The 18751-nt window shown below is 70.6% G+C and carries 17 protein-coding genes; 14 read left to right on the top strand and 3 right to left on the bottom strand.

Translation table 11 applies throughout. The features are described 5' to 3' along the window. Positions 1 to 43: 43 nt before the first annotated feature. From LH076_RS10455 to LH076_RS10445, 3 genes are all read left to right on the top strand, one after another. Positions 44 to 568 (top strand): hypothetical protein, encoded by a 525-nt coding sequence (locus LH076_RS10455; RefSeq protein WP_227780639.1) that lies wholly within the window; start codon positions 44 to 46, stop codon positions 566 to 568. Between the two features lie 42 nt (positions 569 to 610). Then, a complete protein-coding gene (locus LH076_RS10450) occupies positions 611 to 1036 on the top strand; it encodes an SAV_6107 family HEPN domain-containing protein (protein WP_265333813.1) in 426 nt (141 codons plus the stop codon). An 85-nt stretch (positions 1037 to 1121) separates the two neighbouring features. After that, positions 1122 to 1541: a DUF3040 domain-containing protein gene (locus LH076_RS10445; protein WP_227780638.1), complete on the top strand. Its 420-nt coding sequence runs from the start codon at positions 1122 to 1124 to the stop codon at positions 1539 to 1541. A gap of 9 nt (positions 1542 to 1550) precedes the next feature. Here the strand turns inward: LH076_RS10445 and LH076_RS10440 are convergent, their stop codons facing one another. From LH076_RS10440 to LH076_RS10430, 3 genes are read right to left on the bottom strand one after another with little or no spacing between them, the layout of a single operon-like run. Continuing rightward, the gene (locus LH076_RS10440; RefSeq protein WP_227780637.1) at positions 1551 to 3707 is read right to left on the bottom strand and encodes a transglutaminaseTgpA domain-containing protein; all 2157 of its coding nucleotides are present in this window, start codon (positions 3705 to 3707) and stop codon (positions 1551 to 1553) included. Then, the gene (locus tag LH076_RS10435) at positions 3700 to 4884 is read right to left on the bottom strand and encodes a DUF58 domain-containing protein (RefSeq protein WP_227780636.1); all 1185 of its coding nucleotides are present in this window, start codon (positions 4882 to 4884) and stop codon (positions 3700 to 3702) included. The genes LH076_RS10440 and LH076_RS10435 overlap by 8 nt, the downstream gene beginning before the upstream one ends. 11 nt (positions 4885 to 4895) lie before the next feature. Beyond that, the gene (locus LH076_RS10430; protein ID WP_227780635.1) at positions 4896 to 5873 is read right to left on the bottom strand and encodes an AAA family ATPase; all 978 of its coding nucleotides are present in this window, start codon (positions 5871 to 5873) and stop codon (positions 4896 to 4898) included. A gap of 157 nt (positions 5874 to 6030) precedes the next feature. Between LH076_RS10430 and mraZ the strand changes: the two genes are divergently transcribed. From mraZ to LH076_RS10375, 11 genes are all read left to right on the top strand, one after another. Beyond that, positions 6031 to 6456, top strand: a complete 426-nt coding sequence (gene mraZ, locus LH076_RS10425; RefSeq protein WP_227780634.1) for a division/cell wall cluster transcriptional repressor MraZ — start codon at positions 6031 to 6033, stop codon at positions 6454 to 6456. 169 nt (positions 6457 to 6625) lie between these two features. Continuing rightward, on the top strand, positions 6626 to 7660 hold the full coding sequence (gene rsmH / locus LH076_RS10420; RefSeq protein WP_227780633.1) for a 16S rRNA (cytosine(1402)-N(4))-methyltransferase RsmH: 1035 nt from the start codon (positions 6626 to 6628) through the stop codon (positions 7658 to 7660). Then, positions 7661 to 8107, top strand: coding sequence for a hypothetical protein (locus tag LH076_RS10415; protein WP_227780631.1), 447 nt, complete (start codon positions 7661 to 7663; stop codon positions 8105 to 8107). A 59-nt stretch (positions 8108 to 8166) separates the two neighbouring features. Further along, positions 8167 to 9945: a peptidoglycan D,D-transpeptidase FtsI family protein gene (locus tag LH076_RS10410; protein ID WP_227780630.1), complete on the top strand. Its 1779-nt coding sequence runs from the start codon at positions 8167 to 8169 to the stop codon at positions 9943 to 9945. A gap of 11 nt (positions 9946 to 9956) precedes the next feature. Then, the gene (locus LH076_RS10405; protein WP_227780629.1) at positions 9957 to 11510 is read left to right on the top strand and encodes a UDP-N-acetylmuramoyl-L-alanyl-D-glutamate--2,6-diaminopimelate ligase; all 1554 of its coding nucleotides are present in this window, start codon (positions 9957 to 9959) and stop codon (positions 11508 to 11510) included. A 36-nt stretch (positions 11511 to 11546) separates the two neighbouring features. Beyond that, the gene (gene mraY / locus LH076_RS10400; protein ID WP_227780628.1) at positions 11547 to 12635 is read left to right on the top strand and encodes a phospho-N-acetylmuramoyl-pentapeptide-transferase; all 1089 of its coding nucleotides are present in this window, start codon (positions 11547 to 11549) and stop codon (positions 12633 to 12635) included. Then, on the top strand, positions 12635 to 14122 hold the full coding sequence (gene murD / locus LH076_RS10395; RefSeq protein WP_227780627.1) for a UDP-N-acetylmuramoyl-L-alanine--D-glutamate ligase: 1488 nt from the start codon (positions 12635 to 12637) through the stop codon (positions 14120 to 14122). Before mraY ends, murD begins: the two co-directional genes overlap by 1 nt. 29 nt (positions 14123 to 14151) lie before the next feature. Continuing rightward, the gene (gene ftsW, locus LH076_RS10390) at positions 14152 to 15408 is read left to right on the top strand and encodes a putative lipid II flippase FtsW (RefSeq protein ID WP_227780626.1); all 1257 of its coding nucleotides are present in this window, start codon (positions 14152 to 14154) and stop codon (positions 15406 to 15408) included. A 17-nt stretch (positions 15409 to 15425) separates the two neighbouring features. Then, positions 15426 to 16499: an undecaprenyldiphospho-muramoylpentapeptide beta-N-acetylglucosaminyltransferase gene (gene murG, locus LH076_RS10385; RefSeq protein ID WP_227780625.1), complete on the top strand. Its 1074-nt coding sequence runs from the start codon at positions 15426 to 15428 to the stop codon at positions 16497 to 16499. Then, entirely contained in the window at positions 16496 to 17935 is a 1440-nt protein-coding gene (gene murC / locus LH076_RS10380) for a UDP-N-acetylmuramate--L-alanine ligase (RefSeq protein ID WP_227780624.1), read from the top strand. The genes murG and murC overlap by 4 nt, the downstream gene beginning before the upstream one ends. Then, positions 17928 to 18683, top strand: coding sequence for a cell division protein FtsQ/DivIB (locus LH076_RS10375; RefSeq protein ID WP_227780623.1), 756 nt, complete (start codon positions 17928 to 17930; stop codon positions 18681 to 18683). Before murC ends, LH076_RS10375 begins: the two co-directional genes overlap by 8 nt. Positions 18684 to 18751: the final 68 nt, after the last annotated feature.

The following is an 18751-nucleotide window of genomic DNA, read 5'->3' as shown; positions in this document are numbered from 1 at the left end:
CTGCATCATGGACGAGCCGGGACGGAGCTAGGGTGGGTCCGCCATGCTGAACGACAACGCCCTCTCGACCGACGCGATCGACCCCGACGCGCCACCGCGCTCGCTGGTGATCGCGCTCCGCCTCGTGATCGCCATGGTGATCGCCGGCGGCATCACCGTCGCCCTGGTCGTCATCCGGCACGACGACCTGATCCGCGTCTGGGCCCAGGGCAACCCTGCAGTCCGGGAGGTGCTCGCCCAGCGTGGCCTGCAGGCGGTGAAGGACGGCTCCATCACGCCACCGCGCTTCATCCCGGTCGGGATCACGGAGTACGTCGTCCTGGCGACGCTCGTCTGTGTGCTGGCCGTGTTCCTGCGCAACGGCTTCGAATGGGCACGGATCGGCATCACCCTGCTGCTCTTCTTCACCGCGGTGGCGAGCTTCGCCGGCTTCCGGGTGGGGCAGCCGGCCCTCTTCTCGGTCTGCACCATCGTGCTGATGGTCATGTTCGTCGCCCTGATGGTGCCGCTGTGGCATCCGGCGACGTCGGCCTACATCCACGCGAACATCGAGGACCCGCTCGAGTAGACGTCGCTGGAAATGTCGGTGGTCCCCTCTTCACTGGGAGACATGACCGCACCGGCTTTCCTCCCTGCGACGACCCACGTCTACCTCGAGCGCGCCGCCGAGTCCCTCGCCGAGGCACTCGACAGGGACGACGCTGGGGGCCGCTTCGCCGCGGCCCACATGTCCGCACTCCGCTCCGCGGCAGCCTGGCTGGCGGCCCGCGCCAAGCCGGGTCCCGTCAACCGGCGCAAGCGCAACGCTTGGGTGCTGCTCTCCGACACCTCACCCGAGCTGGCCGACTGGGCCACCTACTTCTCCTCCGGCGCGGCCAAGCGGGCGGCGGCCGAAGCCGGCTCCGTCACCGCGGTCACCCCCACCGAGGCCGACGAGCTCCTGGCGGCCGCGGACCGGTTCCTCGCCGTCGTGGAGGAGGCCCTCGGCCTGACCGCCCACCACCCGTTCGTCGCCGAGGTCCGCGACGCCGTGTGACGGGAAATCGACCATCTCCCTACCGTCTTCCCAGAGGCCTGCCTACACTGGCCCTGTTCACCGCTGAAGACCGTGGGAGGAATCGGTGCCACTCTCGGAAGAGGAGCTGCGACTGCTCGAGCAGATGGAGCGCGCCCTCCTTCAGGAGGACCCGAAGTTCGCCTCCACGCTCCGTGGGACCAACCTCCGTCGTGCCGCGCAGCGTCGCGCCATCCTCGCCGGCGTCGTCTTCGTGGTCGGTATCGGCCTGCTGATGACCGGCGTGATTACCCAGCTCCCGATCGTCAGTGTGCTCGGCTTCGTCGTCATGCTCGGCGCCGCCACGTTCGGCCTGGCCGCCCTCCGCGCCAAGCTGCCCCTCGCGCATGACACTGCCCCCCACGCCAGTCACGGCTTCACCGTCTTCGACGGCGGCAGGACCAGCCGGGTCAAGCGCCAGAAGCGCTCCGGCACCTTCATGCAGCGGATGGAGCTCCGCTGGGAGAAACGCCGCCGCGACTTCTGACCCCGGCCACTATCGGAACAGCGACGGCGGCAGTGCGCGCGCCCTGCGCTTGGCGCGCGGGCCGGCGTTCTCCCACAGTGCTGACCGGACGGCCTCGAGCTCGGCACTGCCCGACGCCCTGCCGGCCTGCGGGGCGTAACGCGACTCCTCCAGCACGGTGACGAGCCGCCCGAGTGCCTGACCCGCGTCGCCGGACACGCGCACGGCGGCGGCCTGTCTGCGTACGGATGCCTCCTCGGGCCAGACCGCACCGAGGTCGACGGCCGTGTCACGCAGCTCCGCCCAGAGGTCCTCGGGTGTCGAGCGGGCGAGCCTGCGGCGTCGGCGGAGCCGCCGGAGCGAGGCGGGAAGGACGAGGAGCAGGATGACGAGCAGCCCGAGCCCGAGTGACACGAACAGGGTTCGATGCGAGTCAGCCGGAGTGGTCGCGGTCGGCGTCTCGTCGATCGGCTTCTCGGCCGGCGGGGCGGCGGGCGTCTTCGTGGGCTCAGCGGTGGGGGAGGCGGGGACGGACGGCGCCGGGACCTGCTCGGAGACCTTCTCGGTGTAGCTCGGCACCTCGGGTGCGCGCACGGACGGCGTCGGCTCGAAACGCACCCAGCCGGCCCCTTGGAAGTAGAGCTCCGGCCACGCGTGCAGGTCGTGGGCGGAGTAGACCCAGGTGTCGTCGCCGGTCTGCTCCGGCCGCAGGAATCCGACGGCGACGCGCGCGGGGATGCCGAGCGAGCGCGCCATCGCCGCCATGGCCGCCGAGAACTGCTGGCAGAAGCCGGCCTTGGAGCGGAAGAGGAAGTCGGAGAGGTCGTCGGTGCCGTCGCCGAGGTCGGTGGAGGTGTCGTAGACGAAGCCGCCGGTGGAGCGGAACCAGTTCTGCAGCGTGACGGCCTTGGCGAACGGCGTCTGTGCGCCGGCGGTGACCTGGGTCGCGAGGTTCTCGACGCTCGAGGGGAAGTCGTCGGGCAGCTCCTGGAACTTCACGCCGGCCCAGCTGTTCGTGAGCACCGACGACATCAGGTCGGAGGTGAGGTCCAACTGGACGCCGCTCATCGACCAGGACCTACCGCTGGTGGTGAGACCCTTGTCTCCGGCCAGGAAGTCCATGGTGCTGACGTCGTAGCGCCAGTTGCCGTCGACCTGGAGGGCGGTGATCGGCGACTGGGTGGGGAGCCAGCGTGAGTCGAAGTCACGCGTCGCCGTGACGTCATAGGTGTACGTCGTCCGACCGACCGAGCTGCCGACGCCCGTGAGGGGCAGGTCCTCACCGGCCACATTCGTGGCGGGGACGCTCCGCTCGCCGGGGGTCCACTGGTCGTTGCGGAAGTTGGTGAGGACGGCGACGCGAAGATACTCGGGATGCGGGTCCTTCGTCGTGACGGTCAGCAGGTCGTCGTCCGGCCCCTGGATGAGCTCCTTGCGCATGCTCGTCATCGGGTTGTCGACCGTCAGGCCGGAGCCCGTTCCGCTGCCGTGGCCGATCTTGAGCAGGTGGAGATCCGTCGTCGGGACCGCCTTCGGTACGACGACGGCCGCCAGCACCGCGACAGCGCCGAGTGTCGCGCCGGTGGTCAGGAACGGCCGGCCGAACCCGCGACCCCACCGGCTGAGTGCCATGTGGTTCTGCTGGAGCAGCATCACGCAGAAGCCCGCCGTGGGAAGCGCCACCGCCCACGCCGACAGGTGGACGGGACCGTTCCAGAAGATCACCGACCAGATGCCCAGCAGTCCGGCCCCGGCCAGAGCGGGGCGCCGCAGCCCGACGGCGACGAAGTCGATCACGAGGATCGCGAGCAGCACCCCGCCGAGCATGATCGGCTGCACACCGCCCTCGACCGGCACCGGTGGACGCAGACGCGTCGAGAGGTCGATGGCGTGCCGGACCATGTCGGCGAGATAGACGGCGCGACCGCCCAGCGGCAGGGGACTCCGGGTGAGCTCCCAGCAGATCAGTGCCAGTCCGAGCAGCAGCTGGACGAGCAGGGTCAGGAGCGCTCCGGCGCGGGCCGCCCGCATGCCGATGCCGACGGCGGCGACGAGCACGAGGATGAAGACGGAGGGGCCGATCCAGGTGCCGTCGTCGATGGTGAGGATCTGCCACGACAGGGCTGCGGTCCAGGCAGTGACACAGGCGAGGACGGTCGCCACGGCCACTCGAACGAGATCACGCACGACCGGCCACCCCCAACATCGCCCAGACCTCCGCAAGCGCATCAGCCCGACCGAACTCCACGGTGCGCCACCCGGCGTGCCTGATCAGGGCGGCGGCCTCGGCCGTGTGGGAGGGCGGCTCGGGGCCCCACTGGCCGGAGCTGACCACGACGGCGAGCGCCATCCCGGACTGCACCCGCGCCCGCCGCAGCGGCTCGAGTCCCTCCGGGCCGGTCCCGCCCACGACGCCGACCGTGAGCGCCGTCTGCTCGGCGAAGACCCTGGGGTCGACGACCCGGGCGGGCGTGGTCTCGATCTCGGCGAGCGCCTCCAGCAGGGGACTGCTGACCGTGGCCGCCGGCACCACCACCTGCGCGGCCGAGACCAGCCGGACGGTGAAGCCGAGGCCCACAAGGTGGGCACAGATCGAGGCTGCAGCGCTGACGGCGGCCTCGAAGGAGGAGGCCGGGCCGGGTCCGCGATGGGCGCCGGCACGGTTGTCGAGGAAGACCGTCGCGCGTGCCTGCCACGGCTGCTCCTCGCGGCGGACCATCAGCTCGCCCACGCGGGCGGTCGAACGCCAGTGCACCCGGCGCAGGTCGTCGCCCCGTCGGTAGTCGCGCACCGTGACGTCCTCGGCGGACCCGGACGCGAAGGCTCGTGGTCTCTGCTCGCCGGACGCCGACATCGCTCCACCCAGCCCGAGCACCGGCAGGGTGACGGTCGCCGGGGTCACCAGGAGGGGTGTCTCCCCACCGGCACTCCACCGGCGCTCCACCAGGCCGAACGGGTCTCCACGACGCACCTCCATCGGCCCGAGCGGAAAGCGTCCCCGCGTCGGTGGCGCCACCCGGTAGTCGAAGTGGTGCCACTCGCGACCGGTCGTCACCACCCGCGGGCGGGGCCCGAGCGACCAGGGCAGCTGCTCCTCCCACTGCAGTGCTGCCGCCGTGTCGGCGCCCAGCTGCGCCCGTACGACGACGGGCGACCCGGCCTGCACCACGCCGCTGGAGAGCACCCGGCTGACCGTCGTGTCGTCCGCCCGGCGCCCCGACACCGCAAGGCTCAGGGCCACCAGCACGAGGACGAGCAGCCCGCCGGCGAGCAGTAACGGCTGGCCTGCGAGCGGTGACGCGACCACGCTGACGACGCCTCCGGCCAGGAGTGCCCGGCCACGCACGGTCAGCGAGGACAACATCAGGGTGCGCCCTAGGTCCGCGGGACCGGGGTGGTCTCGACGATCCGCTCGAGTGCCTGCTCGGGCGTGCGACCGCCGAGCGAGGCCTGCACGGTCGGCAGCAGCCGGTGGCTGAGCACCATCCGGGCCCGGTCGGCGATGTCGTCGGGGATGACGTAGTCACGCCCGGCGAGAGCGGCCGATGCCTTGGCTGCGCGCACCAGGTGGAGCGTGGCGCGAGGTGAGGCCCCGAGAGCCAGGTCCGGATGGGTCCGCGTGGCGGAGGTCAGGAGGACGGCGTACCGCTGGACCGCCTCGGAGACGTGGAGCGCCGCCACCGACGCGATCAGGTCCCGGATCTCGGCCACGTCCGTGACGGGGGTGAGCGTATCGAGCGGGTTGCTCGCCGCGTGCCGGTTGATCATCGCGAGCTCCGCCTCGACGGCCGGATAGCCGATCGAGACCCGGGCCATGAAGCGGTCGCGCTGCGCCTCGGGGAGGGGGTAGGTGCCCTCCATCTCGATCGGGTTCTGGGTCGCGATCACGAGGAACGGCGAGTCCAGGTGGTACGTCGTCGCATCGACGGTCACCTGGCGCTCCTCGAGGCACTCGAGCAGTGCCGACTGGGTCTTCGGCGAGGCCCGGTTGATCTCGTCGCCGATCACCACGTTGGCGAAGACGCCGCCCGGGCGGAACTCGAACTCGCGGGTGTCCTGGTTGAAGATCGAGACGCCGGTGACGTCCGAGGGCAACAGGTCGGGCGTGAACTGGATCCGCCGCACGGTGCCGTCGATGGAGCGCGCCAGCGCCTTGGCCAGCTGCGTCTTGCCGACGCCCGGCACGTCCTCGAGGAGCAGATGGCCCTCGGCGAGAAGGACGACGAGCGCTGCCTCCACGACGTCCGGTTTGCCCTCGATCACATGGCCGATGTTCGCCCGGAGGCGCTGGGACACCGTCGCCACGTCCGCCAGGGACCGGCTGGATCGAAGCGCGTCGTCGAGTTCCGTCACGCCGTGAACGCTACCGGCGCGGCGGCTGCTGCGGCAGTGGTCGCGAAAAAGGGCGCGAAAGGGGAGAGAAGTGGTTGACGGTGGAGGAAAGTGGGGTAGCGTGGGGCAAAGTGGAGGACGAGGCCACTGAGGTGGAGCCGAAGGGAGGTGCCCCGAGATGTTCTTCATGGGCACCTACACCCCGAAGCTCGACGACAAGGGACGCCTCTTCCTCCCGGCGAAGTTCAGGGAGCGCCTGAGTGAAGGAGTCGTCGTGACGCAGGGTCAGGAGAACTGCCTGGTCGTGTGGCCCGAGGACGTCTTCATGGAGGAGGCGAAGCGCGCGCAGCAGACCCCGCTGACCAATCGGGGGGCGCGTGACTACGCCCGTGTCCTGTTCGGCGGTGCCGAGCAGGGGACGCCCGACAAGCAGGGCCGGATCGGCATCTCACCGCTCCTGCGGAGCTACGCCGGCCTGGACAAGGACGTCGTGGTCATCGGCGTCATGGACCGGATCGAGATCTGGGACCCGCAGAAGTGGGCTGACTACAGCTCGGGGGCCCAGGCGAAGTTCGCGGAGCTGGACGAGCAGCCCCCGAGCTAGCAGGACACAACAGAACAGCGGCCTTTGTAGGACGAGGTCTCAGACCCGCTCTCCCGCCTCAGCGATCACTTCCCCGGTTGCTGACGCACTTCCCCGGGAGCGGGCATGAGACCTGGCTCTACAAGGGCCGCAGCCGATTTTTCAGGGACGAAACACAGGCAGGGTCGAGATGGGCGAGAACGACCGCGTGCGCACGCGTGGGGGCGACGACCCCCGCCACGTGCCCGTCCTCCTCGACCGCTGCGTCGAGCTGCTCCGCCCGGCCCTCGAGCACGACGGCGCGGTGATGGTCGACTGCACCCTCGGTCTCGGCGGGCACGCCGAGGCGGTGTTGGACCGGATCCCCACGGCCACGGTTATCGGCATCGACCGCGACGTGCACGCCCTCACGATGGCGGGGGAGCGGCTCGCCCCATTCGGTGACCGCTTCGTCGGCGTCCACGCCACCTACGACGAGATCCCCGACGTGCTGAGCGGCCAGGGCCGGAGTGCGCGCGCGGGAGCCGATGCCTTCCTCTTCGACCTCGGCGTCTCCTCGATGCAGCTCGACGTCCGCGAGCGCGGCTTCATGTACGCCGAGGACGCCCCACTCGACATGCGGATGGACGACACCACCGGCAAGACCGCCGCAGACATCCTCAACACGTACGACGCCCGCGAGCTCACCCGCGTCCTGCGGGAGTACGGCGAGGAGAAGTTCGCCTCCAAGATCGCCCGTGCCATCGTCGCCCGGCGGGCCTCTGTCCCGTGGACCACGAGCGGTCCCCTGGTGGAGCTGCTCTACGTCGAGATCCCGGCGCCCGCCCGGCGGACCGGCGGACACCCGGCCAAGCGGACCTTCCAGGCGCTGCGCATGGAGGTCAATGACGAGCTCGGCGTGCTGCGTCGCGCCATCCCCGCCTCGCTCGAGGCGATCAGGGTCGGTGGGCGCGTGGTGGTCGAGTCCTACCACTCACTCGAGGACCGACTGGTGAAGCAGTTCTTCACCAAGGCGACGCGACTCGACGTACCTCCCGACATGCCCTTCATCCCCGAAGGGATGGAGCCGGAGTTCCGGCTCGTCACCCGCGGCGCCGAGCAGGCCGACGACACCGAGAACTCCCACAACCCGCGCGCCGCCTCCGTCCGACTGCGCGCCATCGAACGCGTCCGCCCCGCGTCCTCATCCTCTCCGAGCCCTTCTTCCCCGTCCCGAGGTGCCTGAATGTCCAACTCCGCTGCTTCCGCCCGCCGGCTCCCCTGGCTCGAGCCCGGTGCCCTCGAGCGTGCCCGGCTCCGGGTCGTCCCGCGCCGGCGGGTCCAGACGTCCGGCCTCCCGTTCGTCCTGCTCGTGAGCCTGATCCTCGTCGGCGGCGTCGTGGCGCTGCTGATGTTCAACACCTCGATGCAGGGTGCCTCCTTCACCCAGACCCGACTGGAGAAGCAGGCGACCACCTTGGCCGCCCGCCAGCAGACCCTCGAGATGCAGCTCGAGTCCCTCCGAGACCCGCAGCACGTCGCAGAGGCGGCCGAGAAGCGCGGCATGGTGATCCCGGCCAACGTCGCGATGCTCCAGGTCACCACCGGCCACGTGCTCGGCGAGGCCGCGCCGGCCGACAACACCTATACGCCGCCGCTGTGGGTCCAGGTCCGCAAGCCGGTCTTCCACTGACCTGCCCCTGCGCGGCGAGTCATCCATGAACGACCGTCGAGTTCGGGGAGACTGAACCGGTGGCGACGAGGGGGACCCTGAAGGGACGCGGGGCACCGCACGTACGGCTCCGGGTCGGGTTCGTCCTGATCGCCATCGTGCTGTCGTTCTTCGCCGCGCGCCTGATCCAGCTGCAGGGCTTCGACCCGCACGCCTACGCCGCCGCCGCCCGTCAGGCGGACCTCCAGGAGGTCGTGCTGCCGGCTGAACGTGGCGACATCCTCGACCGCAACGGGGAGCCGCTCGCCGACTCCGTCGACGGCCTGATGGTGGTCGCGGACCCCAAGATGACCCGAGCGCAGGCACCGCAGCTCGCGAAGTTCCTCGCCAACAAGCTCGACATCGACTACTTCACGGCGCTCAAGGCGCTGCGCGGCAAGAACGCCGACTCCCGCTTCGAGTACGTCGCCCGCCGGATCCCGGCCACCCAGGCGACCGAGGCCGTCCAGCAGGCGACGGACCTCGGCTTCAAGGGCCTCACGACGCGGCGCGACCCGATCCGCGACTACCCGGGCGGTGACCTGGCGGCCAACATCATCGGCTTCGTCGGCACTGACGAGTCGCTCGGCGGCATGGAGCGCTCCTTCGAGAAGACGCTCGCCGGCAAGGACGGCAAGGAGACCTACGAGGTGGCCGGCGGCAGCCGCGTCCCGCTCGGCGAGAGCTCCACGGTCGCGCCGGTCAACGGCCAGACGATCACGACCACGATCGACCGCGATGCCCAGTGGTACACCGACAAGGTGCTCGCCCAGGCGGCCTCCGCCTCAGGTGCGGCCTCGGCCGTGGCGGTCGCGATGGACACCCGCACCGGCGAGATCCTCGCGCTCTCGGACTACCCGACCTTCGACGCCAACAACCCGCAGGGCACAGCCAAGGCCGACCTCGGCGCCCGCTCGCTCTCCGACGTCTACGAGCCCGGCTCGGTGGAGAAGGTGCTCACCCTCTCGGCCCTCATCGACGCCGGCAAGGTCACCAACCGGACCAAGCTGACGGTTCCGAACGAGCTGCACCGCCAGGACCGCGTCATCCACGACTGGTTCGACCACCCGACGATGCACTGGACGCTCGCCGGCGTGATCGCGCAGTCGTCCAACATCGGCACCGTCCTGGCCTCCGACAGCTTCGAGAAGGGCCAGCTGCGCAACTACCTCGTGAAGTTCGGCCTCGGCCAACGCACCGGCCTCGGCCTCTCGGGTGAGTCGCCGGGCATCCTGCCGAGTGGCGCCGGGTGGACCGATCAGGTCGAGGACCGCGTCGACTTCGGCCAGTCGGTCTCCGTCAACGCCGTGCAGATGGCCGCGGCCGTCAACACGATCGCCAACGGCGGCGTACGGGTGTCGCCGTCGCTGGTCAAGGGCAGTGCGACCAACGACGCCGGCCAGACGGTCGGCACCGACCACGCCACGACGGAGCGGGTCGTCAGCCAGGAGGCCGCGACCCAGATGATGCAGATGATGGAGCGCGTCCCGGACCCCGCCACCGGCACCGCGCCGGGCGCCCAGGTCGCCGGCTATCGCGTCGCCGGCAAGACCGGCACCGCGCAGGAGGTCGGCAAGAACGGGACGTACGACGGCACCCTCGACGTCTCCTTCGCCGGTTTCGCCCCGGCCGACAACCCCCGGTTCACCGTGTACGTCGTCGTCAAGGACCCGAAGAGCAACAAGGGTGGAGGCACCAACGCCGGCCCGGTCTTCGGCCGGATCATGAGCTTCCTGCTCCGCCGCTACGGTGTCGCACCGACCGGGACCAAGGCCTCGCACCTGCCCGTCCAATGGGGCAAGGGCGCGCTCAAGTACTAGCCTCACCGTTCATGCCAGCCGTGGACCGAGTCGCCGTCGCCGCCACCCGGCCGCAGCGGCCGCCGCGCACCCGGCTCGGTGACCTCGTCCGGCCCGACATGCGACTCGTCGGCGATGCCGACGTGACGGTCACCGGTGTCTCGCTGAGCTCCCAGCGGCTCCTGCCGGGGGACCTCTATGCGGCACTGCCCGGCAGCCGGGTCCACGGCATCGAGTTCGTCTTCGACGCCCTCGACGCGGGCGCGGTCGCCGTCCTCACCGACGACGTCGGCGCTGCGAGGATCAAGCCCAACTCGCCGATGCTGGCCGGCGTTCCGGTCCTCGTCGCCGAGAGCCCGCGCGCGGCGCTGGGAGAGCTCGCGGCGACGGTCTACGGCCATCCGGCCACAGCGTTGACGATGATCGGTATCACCGGTACCCAGGGCAAGACCACGACCACGCGCCTCCTCGAGGCTGGGCTGCAGAAGTCCGGGACGACGGCCGGCGTGATCGGCACCGTCGGAACCCGAATCGCGGGCCGCGACCTCAAGACCTCGCTCACGACCCCCGAGGCGCCGGACCTGCATGCGCTCTTCGCCCTGATGCGGGAGAAGAAGGTGAAGGCCTGTGCGATGGAGGTCTCGAGCCACGCCCTCGTGCTCGGTCGCGTCGACGGCGTCGTCTTCGATGTCGCCGTCTTCCTCAACCTGGGTCGTGACCACCTGGACTTCCACAAGGACGTCGCCGACTACTACGCCGCCAAGGCCTCCCTCTTCGCGCCCGAGCGCGCCCGACGCGGCGTGGTCAACATCGACGACGAGCACGGCCGTCGCCTTGCCTCCGAGGCGCGCATCCCGATCGCGAGCATCACCACGCTCCCCGACACCCGCGAGGCCGACTGGGAGGCCCACGACATCGAGCTCGGTGCCGACGGCTCCACCTTCACGGTCGTCGGACCCAACGGCGAGCGGATCGAGGCACGTAGCCCGCTGCCGGGTGACTTCAACGTCGCCAACACCCTGGCCGCCATCGCGGCCGCCGCCGAGGCGGGGCTCGACCCGCGGAAGGTCGCGACGGGCATCGGAACCTCAGCGGGTGTTCCGGGTCGACTCGAGCGGGTGAGCATGGGCCAGGACTTCACCGTCGTCGTCGACTACGCTCACAAGCCCGATGCGGTCGAGGCCGCGATCCGCACGCTGCGGCCGCTGACCGCCGGGCGGATCCTCACCGTGATCGGCGCCGGTGGTGACCGGGATCAGGGCAAGCGCCCGATCATGGGGGAGATCGCCGCCAGGCTGAGCGACGTCGTCATCGTCACTGACGACAACCCGCGTACCGAGGCCCCCGCGGCCATCCGCGCGGAGGTCCTCGCCGGAGCGTCCAGGGGCGGTGCCGACGTACAGGACATCGGGGACCGTCGTGCCGCCATCGTCGCAGCCATCGAGAGCGCGCAGACGGGCGACATCGTCCTCATCGCAGGGAAGGGTCACGAGACCGGGCAGGAGATCGCCGGCGATGTGCACCCCTTCGACGACCGCGATGTGGCGAGGGACGCACTGCGGGCCCGACTCGGCACGCCGCTGTAGGGCTCGGGGACAGTTCCCTGACAAGATGGGGGAACCATGAGAGCGATCCTCCTGGGTGGCGGCCTTGCCCTGCTCATCTCCCTTCTCGGGACCCGTGTCGCCATCGCGCAGTTCACCCGGCTGGGCTACGGCCAGGAGATCCGCGAGGACGGTCCGACGACCCACCTGTCCAAGCGCGGTACGCCGACCATGGGCGGTGTGGTCATCGTGCTGGCCACGGTGATCGCCTACTTCGCGGCGCGCCTCGCCACCGGGATCGGTCCGAGCGCGAGTGCGCTCCTGCTGCTCTTCCTCTTCGTCGGAACGGCCCTGGTCGGCTTCCTCGACGACTTCATCAAGATCTTCCGTCAGCGCAACCTCGGCCTGCGTTCCCGTGCCAAGTTCATCGGCCAGACGCTCGTCGCCGTGGTCTTCGGCGTACTGGCGCTCTGGGACAGGCTGGCCGACGACCGCGGCCGTGATCCGGCGAGCCACAACATCTCGTTCCTGCGCGACTGGGGCTGGACCCTGCCGTCGGTCGTCGTGGTCATCATCATCTGGTTCCTCGTGACCGGATTCAGCAACGCGGTGAACCTCACCGACGGCCTCGACGGTCTCGCCACAGGGGCGAGCGGGTTGGTCTTCGCGGCGTACACGATCGTCGCGATCTGGCAGTCGAACCAGTCGTGTGGCCGGGTGAACACCGCTGACTCCAAGTGCTACCTCGTGCGCGACCCGCTCGACCTCGCCGTCATCGCCGCCTGCATCACGGGCGCCTGTATCGGCTTCCTCTGGTGGAACGCCTCGCCCGCCCGGATCTTCATGGGTGACACCGGCTCGCTGGCGCTCGGCGCGGCCCTGGCCGGCTTCGCCGTCCTGAGCCGCACCGAGCTCTTGCTGGTCGTCCTCGGCGGACTGTTCGTCCTCGAGACCCTGTCGGTGATGCTCCAGGTCGGATTCTTCAAGGTCAGCAGGATGAGGGGCGGATCGGGCAGACGGCTCTTCAAGATGGCGCCGATCCACCACCACTTCGAGATGCTCGGCTGGGAGCAGGTGACCGTGGTGATCCGCTTCTGGATCATCACCGGCCTCTGCGTCGCGGTCGGAGTCGGCATCTTCTACGGTGAATGGGTCACCGGTAGCTGATGGCCGCGCATCGTGACCCCGCGGCACTCGGACGCCACGACTCCTGGGAGGGCGTGAAGGCCGTCGTCGCCGGCTTCGGCGTCTCCGGCATCGCCGCGGCGGACAACCTGCTCTTCCTCGGTGCCGACGTCACGGCGCTCGACGAGAAGCCGGCCGACCAGGGAAGCAGCGAGCGGAGCGAGCGCGCTTCCCTCCTGGAATCCCTCGGTGCCAACCTCCGGCTCCACCCGGGCGCGACGCAGGAGCTCCCGGCAGAGACGAGCCTGTTGGTCGTCAGTCCCGGCTGGCGCCCCGACGCCGCCCTCATCGTCCAGGCGCAACAGCGTGGCATCCCGGTCTGGGGCGAGGTCGAGCTCGCCTGGCGCCTGCGCGACCCGGGCCCGGACGGCCGTCCGGCCCCGTGGCTCGCCGTCACAGGCACCAACGGCAAGACCACGACGACGGAGATGCTCGACACCATCCTCCGCACCGCCGGCCTGCGCAGTGCCGCGGTCGGCAACGTCGGCCTGCCGATCGTCGAGGCGGTCATGGTCCCGACCCCGCACGACGTCTTCGCGGTCGAGCTCTCCAGCTTCCAGCTGCACTACACCCAGACCATGCAGGCCGAGAGCGCCGCGGTGCTCAACCTCGCCGAGGACCATCTCGACTGGTACGACCAGCTCGGCGGGATGGCCGGTTACGCACGCGACAAGGGCCGCATCTACGAGGGCGTCAGCCGGGCCTGCGTCTACAACGTCGCCGACCCCGTCACGCAGCACTTGGTCGAGGAGGCCGAGGTCGTCGAGGGCGCCCGGGCGGTCGGCTTCACGCTCGGCATGCCGAGCGTCGGCATGCTCGGCGTCGTCGAGGACATCCTCGTCGACCGCGCGTTCATCGAGGAGCGCCAGAGCAGCGCCGCCGAGCTCTGCACGATCGCCGACCTCGCCTCCGACGCCCCCCACTTCGTGGCGAACGCCCTGGCCGCAGCAGCGCTGGCCCGCGCCCACGGCGTGAGCCGCCAGGCCGTCCGCGACGGACTGCGTGCGTTCAAGCCCGGAGGGCACCGCATCGAGGTCGTCGCCCAGCACGCCGGCATCACGTGGGTGGACGACTCCAAGGCGACCAACCCCCACGCGGCGACCTCCAGCCTCCGCGCCTACGACCCGGTCGTCTGGGTGGCCGGCGGCCTGGCGAAGGGTGCTCACTTCGACGAGCTCGTTCCGGCGGTGAAGGACAGGCTGCGGGCCGTCGTACTCACGGGGCAGGACCGCGCCGTGATCGCCGACGCTCTTGCGCGACACGCGCCCGATGTCCCGGTCGTCGAGGCTGGGACGCATGAGACTGGTGTGGCAGTCATGCGGGCAGTCGTCGAGGCCGCTGCCCGGCTCGCTCAGCCCGGTGACACCGTGTTGCTCGCGCCCGGATGCGCCTCGATGGACCAGTTCCGTGACTACGCCGCCCGGGGCGATGCCTTCGCCCAGGCGGTCAAGGAGCACACCGGGCAGTAGGCGCGCACGAGCAGCAGGGGGACCAGCGGGTGACGACCGTCAGCGACGAGACCGCAGTCCGTCCGGCCCTGAAGCTCTCCCGGCTCGGCGAGGGCCTGCGCCGGCTCACATGGTTCCGTGCGCTGGGGGAGGCACTCGACCGGCCGCTCACCAACTACTACCTCCTCCTGGTCTCCAGCGCGCTGCTGCTGACGATCGGCCTGATCATGGTGCTGAGCGCGTCGAGCGTCTATAGCCTCCGGGTCTTCGGCAACTCCTACTCGGTCGTCGAGCGCCAGTTGATCTGGGTCGCGATCGGCCTGCCGGCCGCGTGGATCGCCACTCGTCTTCCGCTCAAGGTGGTCCGCGGCTTCGCCTACCCCGCCTTCGGTCTCTCGCTGGCACTGCTCGGCGCGACGATCTTCGCCGGACACGCGGTCAACGGAAACCAGAACTGGCTCGGCGTCGGCCCCTTCCAGATCCAGCCGTCCGAGATCGCCAAGCTCGCCATCGTCATCTGGGGCGCCAACATCTTCGCCAACAAGGAGCGCCGGCTGGCCTCGCAGAAGCACATGCTGCTGCCGTTCCTGCCCGGCATGCTCCTCGCCTTCGGCCTCGTCATGGCCGGAAACGACCTCGGCACCGCGCTCGTCTTCGCCGCCATCGCCGGGGGACTCCTCTGGGTCGTCGGCATGCCGCTGCGGACCTTCGGCATCTTCGCCGGCCTCGGCGCCGTCGGAATCGGCACCCTGGCGGCCGTCAGCCCGACCCGGGTGAGCCGGCTCGCCAACTTCGGCGACCCGTTCAAGGACTTCCAGGGTGCCGGCTGGCAGCAGGCCCACGGCCTCTTCGCACTCAGCTCCGGCGGATGGTTCGGCGAGGGCATCGGCGCCTCGCAGCAGAAGTGGGGCCAGTTGCCCGAGGCCCACACCGACTTCATCTTCGCCGTCCTCGGCGAGGAGCTCGGCCTGATCGGCACGCTGCTGGTCATCGGGCTCTTCCTGGTCATCGCCTTCGCCGCGATCCGCGTCGCCCGCCACACCGCGCAGCCGTTCGTCCGCTACCTCATCTTCGGCGTCGTGGTCTGGCTCGTCGGCCAGATGATCATCAATGTCGGCATGGTCCTCGCCGTGCTCCCCGTCATCGGCATCCCGCTCCCGCTCGTGTCGTACGGCGGCTCCGCGCTGGTCCCGTCGCTGGTCGCCCTCGGCCTGATGATCGGTGCCGCGCGACGCGAGCCCGAGGCCGCCCGTGCCCTCGCGGCGCGTCGGAAGCAGCGCTCCGCCGGCCTCTCGGTCACCCGCTAGATAGATTCGGCATCACCATGAAGGTCCTGCTCGCCGGCGGTGGCACCGCCGGCCACACCTCTCCGCTGCTCGCGACCGCGGACGCCCTGCGCCGGCTCGCGCCCGAGACCGAGGTGACGTGCCTGGGCACGGCACGTGGCCTCGAGACCCGTGTCGTGCCGGAGGCCGGCTACCCGCTCGAGCTGATCCCGCCCGTTCCCCTGCCGCGCCGGATCACGGGCGAGCTCTTCCGCGTCCCCGCGAACCTCCGTCGGTCGGTCAAGGCGGCCGGTGAGGTGATCGACCGCACCGGTGCGGAGGTCGTCGTCGGTTTCGGCGGCTACGTCTCCCTGCCGGCCTACTTCGCGGCGCGACGGCGCAGGCTGCCGATCGTCATCCACGAGCAGAATGCCCTGCCGGGCCTGGCCAACAAGATCGGTGCCCGCTTCGCGGCGAAGCGCGGAGCCGTCGCCGTCAGCTTCCCCGGCACGCCGCTCCCCGCAGCGCAGTACGTCGGCCTGCCGATCCGTCGCATGATCTCGACGTTGGATCGCGCGGCGTCGCGGCCCGAAGGCCTCGCGGCGTTCGGCCTCGACCCGGCGAAGCCGACCCTCGTCGTCACCGGCGGCAGCCAGGGCGCTGTGAGGATCAACGAGGCGATCACCGCGGCAGCTCCGAGCCTCATCGAGCAGGGTGCCCAGATCCTCCACGTCATCGGGCCGAAGAACGAGCCGGCGCTCACCATGGAGGGCTACCACCCCGAGAAGTTCGTCACCCGGATGGACCTCGCCCTGGCCGTGGCCGACCTGATGGTCTGCCGTTCCGGTGCCTCGAGCGTCGTGGAGGCGGCCGCCACCGGCGTACCTGCGGTCTTCGTGCCGCTCGCCATCGGCAACGGCGAGCAGGCCCGCAACGCCGCACCCGTCGTCGAGGCCGGGGGAGCGCTGCTGGTCGACAACGCCGCCTTCACCGCTGACTGGGTGAAGACCCATGTCGGGCCGCTCCTCCATTCGCCCGAGCAGCTTGCTGCGATGGGCGCCGCGGCGAGCCACCTGATCCCGAGCGACGCCGACGAGCAGCTCGCCCGGATCATCCTGGGGATGAAGCGATGAGGGTTCCCGTCCCGGAGGTCATCCTCCCCGCCCACCAGTTGGGCCACGTGCACTTCGTCGGCATCGGCGGCGCGGGCCTCTCCGCCATCGCCCGCATCATGCTGGCCCGCGGCATCCGCGTCTCGGGCAGCGACGGTGTCGACGCGCCGATCCTCGACACCCTGCGCGACCTGGGGGCCACCGTCCACGTCGGCCACGACGCCGGCAACGTCACGGGGGCCGACACGCTGATCGTCTCCACCGCCGTCCGCGAGGACAACGTCGAGGTCGTCGCGGCACAGCAGGCAGGACTGCGGATCTGGCCGCGCTCTGCCGGTCTCGCCAGCATCATGGCCGGCCGGAAGGTCCTCGCCGTCGCCGGAACGCACGGCAAGACCACCACCACCTCGCTGCTGGCCGTCGCGCTCCAGGCCGCCGGTGCCGACCCGACGTACGCGATCGGCGGCGAGCTCACGACCACCGGCACGAACGCGGCCGACGGCAGCGGCGACCTCTTCGTCGCCGAGGCCGACGAGTCCGACGGTGCCTTCCTCGTCTACCGTCCGCACGCCGCGATCGTGACCAATGTCGAGGCCGACCACCTCGACTCGTGGGGGACCGAGAAGGCCTACCGCGAGGCGTTCGCCGAGTTCGTCGAGCGGATCGACCCGGCCGACCAGGGCGGACTCCTGGTGGCCTGCGTGGACGACCCGGGCGCAGCAGCCCTCAGGGCCGTGGCCACGAGCCTCGGACGACACTTCGTCGGTGTCGGCACGACCGACCTCGCCGACGTACGCGCCGTCGACGTCGTGCTCGAGGGCTCCACCTCCTCCTTCACCGTCAGGGACTTCGGCGTCGAGCTCGGCCGTGTGACGCTGCAGATCCCGGGCCGCCACTACGTCCTCGACGCACTCGCGGCGCTGACGCTCGGCCTGCGGATGGGCTACGACTTCGCCGATCTCAAGCGCGGTCTGGAGTCCTTCGGCGGCACCCGCCGGCGGATGGAGCTCAAGGGCACCGTGCCCGTCGACGGCGGCGAGATCCGGATCTATGACTCCTACGCCCACCACCCCTCGGAGATCGCCGGCGACCTCGAGGCCGCCCGCTCGCTCGCCGGTGACGGCCGCGTCGTCGTCGCCTTCCAGCCACACCTCGTCTCGCGCACCCGCATCTTCGGCCCTGACATGGGACACGCGCTGGGCGCGGCGGACGAGGTCGTCGTACTCGACATCTATCTCGCCCGCGAGGATCCCGACCCCGAGGTCACCAGCGCGCTCGTGGCGGGTGCCGTGGACCTGCCGCCTGCGCGTGTGGCGCAGGTCGCCGGCCTCGCCGAGGCGGCGGAGGAGCTCGTACGTCGTGCCCGACCCGGCGACCTCGTGCTGACCCTCGGCGCGGGCACCATCACCCAGGTCGGGCCGATGGTCCTCGAGGAGCTCAAGGCCCAGCGTGGCTGAGAAGCCGTCGCGCCCGGAGCGACGCGAGGCTCGTCGCACCCTCCGCACACAACGCAGGTTCAGCAGGCGCCAGTGGCGACGCCGCTGGTTGCAGTGGAAGCCGCTGGTCATCGTCGTCGGCGTGCTCGCCGTCGCCGCGGTCGCGGTCTGGCTGGTGTGGTTCTCCTCGGTGCTGGCGGTGAAGTCCGTGGTCGTCACCGGCACCTCCGCGATCAGCCAGCGCGACGTCCGGGATGCGGCTGCGATCGAGTCCGGCTCGCCCCTCGTGTCCGTCGGCCTCGACAAGGTTCACGACCGGGTCGCAGCGCTGGCGGCGGTGGAGTCGGTGACCGTGACGCGACGCTGGCCCGACCAGGTCGTCATCGCGGTCACGGAGCGCACGCCGATCGCGGTCATCGACCTCGGCGGCCGGCTCCGCGGTCTCGACAAGGACGGCGTCGTCTTCCTCAGCTACAAGAAGGCGCCTGCCAACCTGCCGAAGGTCGTCAGCCCGGCAGGCACGGACGCCCGGGCGCTGCGGGAGGCCGCCCAGGTGGTGCGCTCGCTGCCGCCGGAACTCGCGAAGATCACCGACCACGTCGAGGTCGCCACGGTGGACGAGGTCTCGCTGGCCCTCACGAAGGACCGGACCGTGCAGTGGGGGAGCAGCGCCGACTCCGAGCAGAAGGCCGAGGTGCTCGCCGCGCTGCTCAAGCACCCCGCGAAGGTCTACGACGTCTCCGTCCCGGGACAACCCACCACCAAGTAGCGCGAATCCGGGCTTTCCTGCCGTCGAATCCGGGGTTGCCTGCGTGTCGCCGCGTCGTCAGGCCCGGC

It is taken from the genome of Nocardioides sp. Kera G14, from assembly GCF_020715565.1.
In the GTDB taxonomy this organism is placed as follows: domain Bacteria; phylum Actinomycetota; class Actinomycetes; order Propionibacteriales; family Nocardioidaceae; genus Nocardioides.
Note: the sequence above shows the minus strand (reverse complement) of the source record. Positions and strands in the feature narration are given on the sequence as shown.

Coding starts and splice junctions, on each gene's coding strand:
- LH076_RS10405 (WP_227780629.1), top strand. CDS start 9,957: ATGCCAGCCGTGGACCGAGTCGCCGTCGCCGCCACCCGGCCGCAGCGG.
- rsmH (WP_227780633.1), top strand. CDS start 6,626: ATGGGCGAGAACGACCGCGTGCGCACGCGTGGGGGCGACGACCCCCGC.
- mraZ (WP_227780634.1), top strand. CDS start 6,031: ATGTTCTTCATGGGCACCTACACCCCGAAGCTCGACGACAAGGGACGC.
- murG (WP_227780625.1), top strand. CDS start 15,426: ATGAAGGTCCTGCTCGCCGGCGGTGGCACCGCCGGCCACACCTCTCCG.
- murD (WP_227780627.1), top strand. CDS start 12,635: ATGGCCGCGCATCGTGACCCCGCGGCACTCGGACGCCACGACTCCTGG.
- mraY (WP_227780628.1), top strand. CDS start 11,547: ATGAGAGCGATCCTCCTGGGTGGCGGCCTTGCCCTGCTCATCTCCCTT.
- LH076_RS10455 (WP_227780639.1), top strand. CDS start 44: ATGCTGAACGACAACGCCCTCTCGACCGACGCGATCGACCCCGACGCG.
- murC (WP_227780624.1), top strand. CDS start 16,496: ATGAGGGTTCCCGTCCCGGAGGTCATCCTCCCCGCCCACCAGTTGGGC.
- LH076_RS10435 (WP_227780636.1), bottom strand. CDS start 4,884: ATGTTGTCCTCGCTGACCGTGCGTGGCCGGGCACTCCTGGCCGGAGGC.
- LH076_RS10415 (WP_227780631.1), top strand. CDS start 7,661: ATGTCCAACTCCGCTGCTTCCGCCCGCCGGCTCCCCTGGCTCGAGCCC.
- LH076_RS10450 (WP_265333813.1), top strand. CDS start 611: ATGACCGCACCGGCTTTCCTCCCTGCGACGACCCACGTCTACCTCGAG.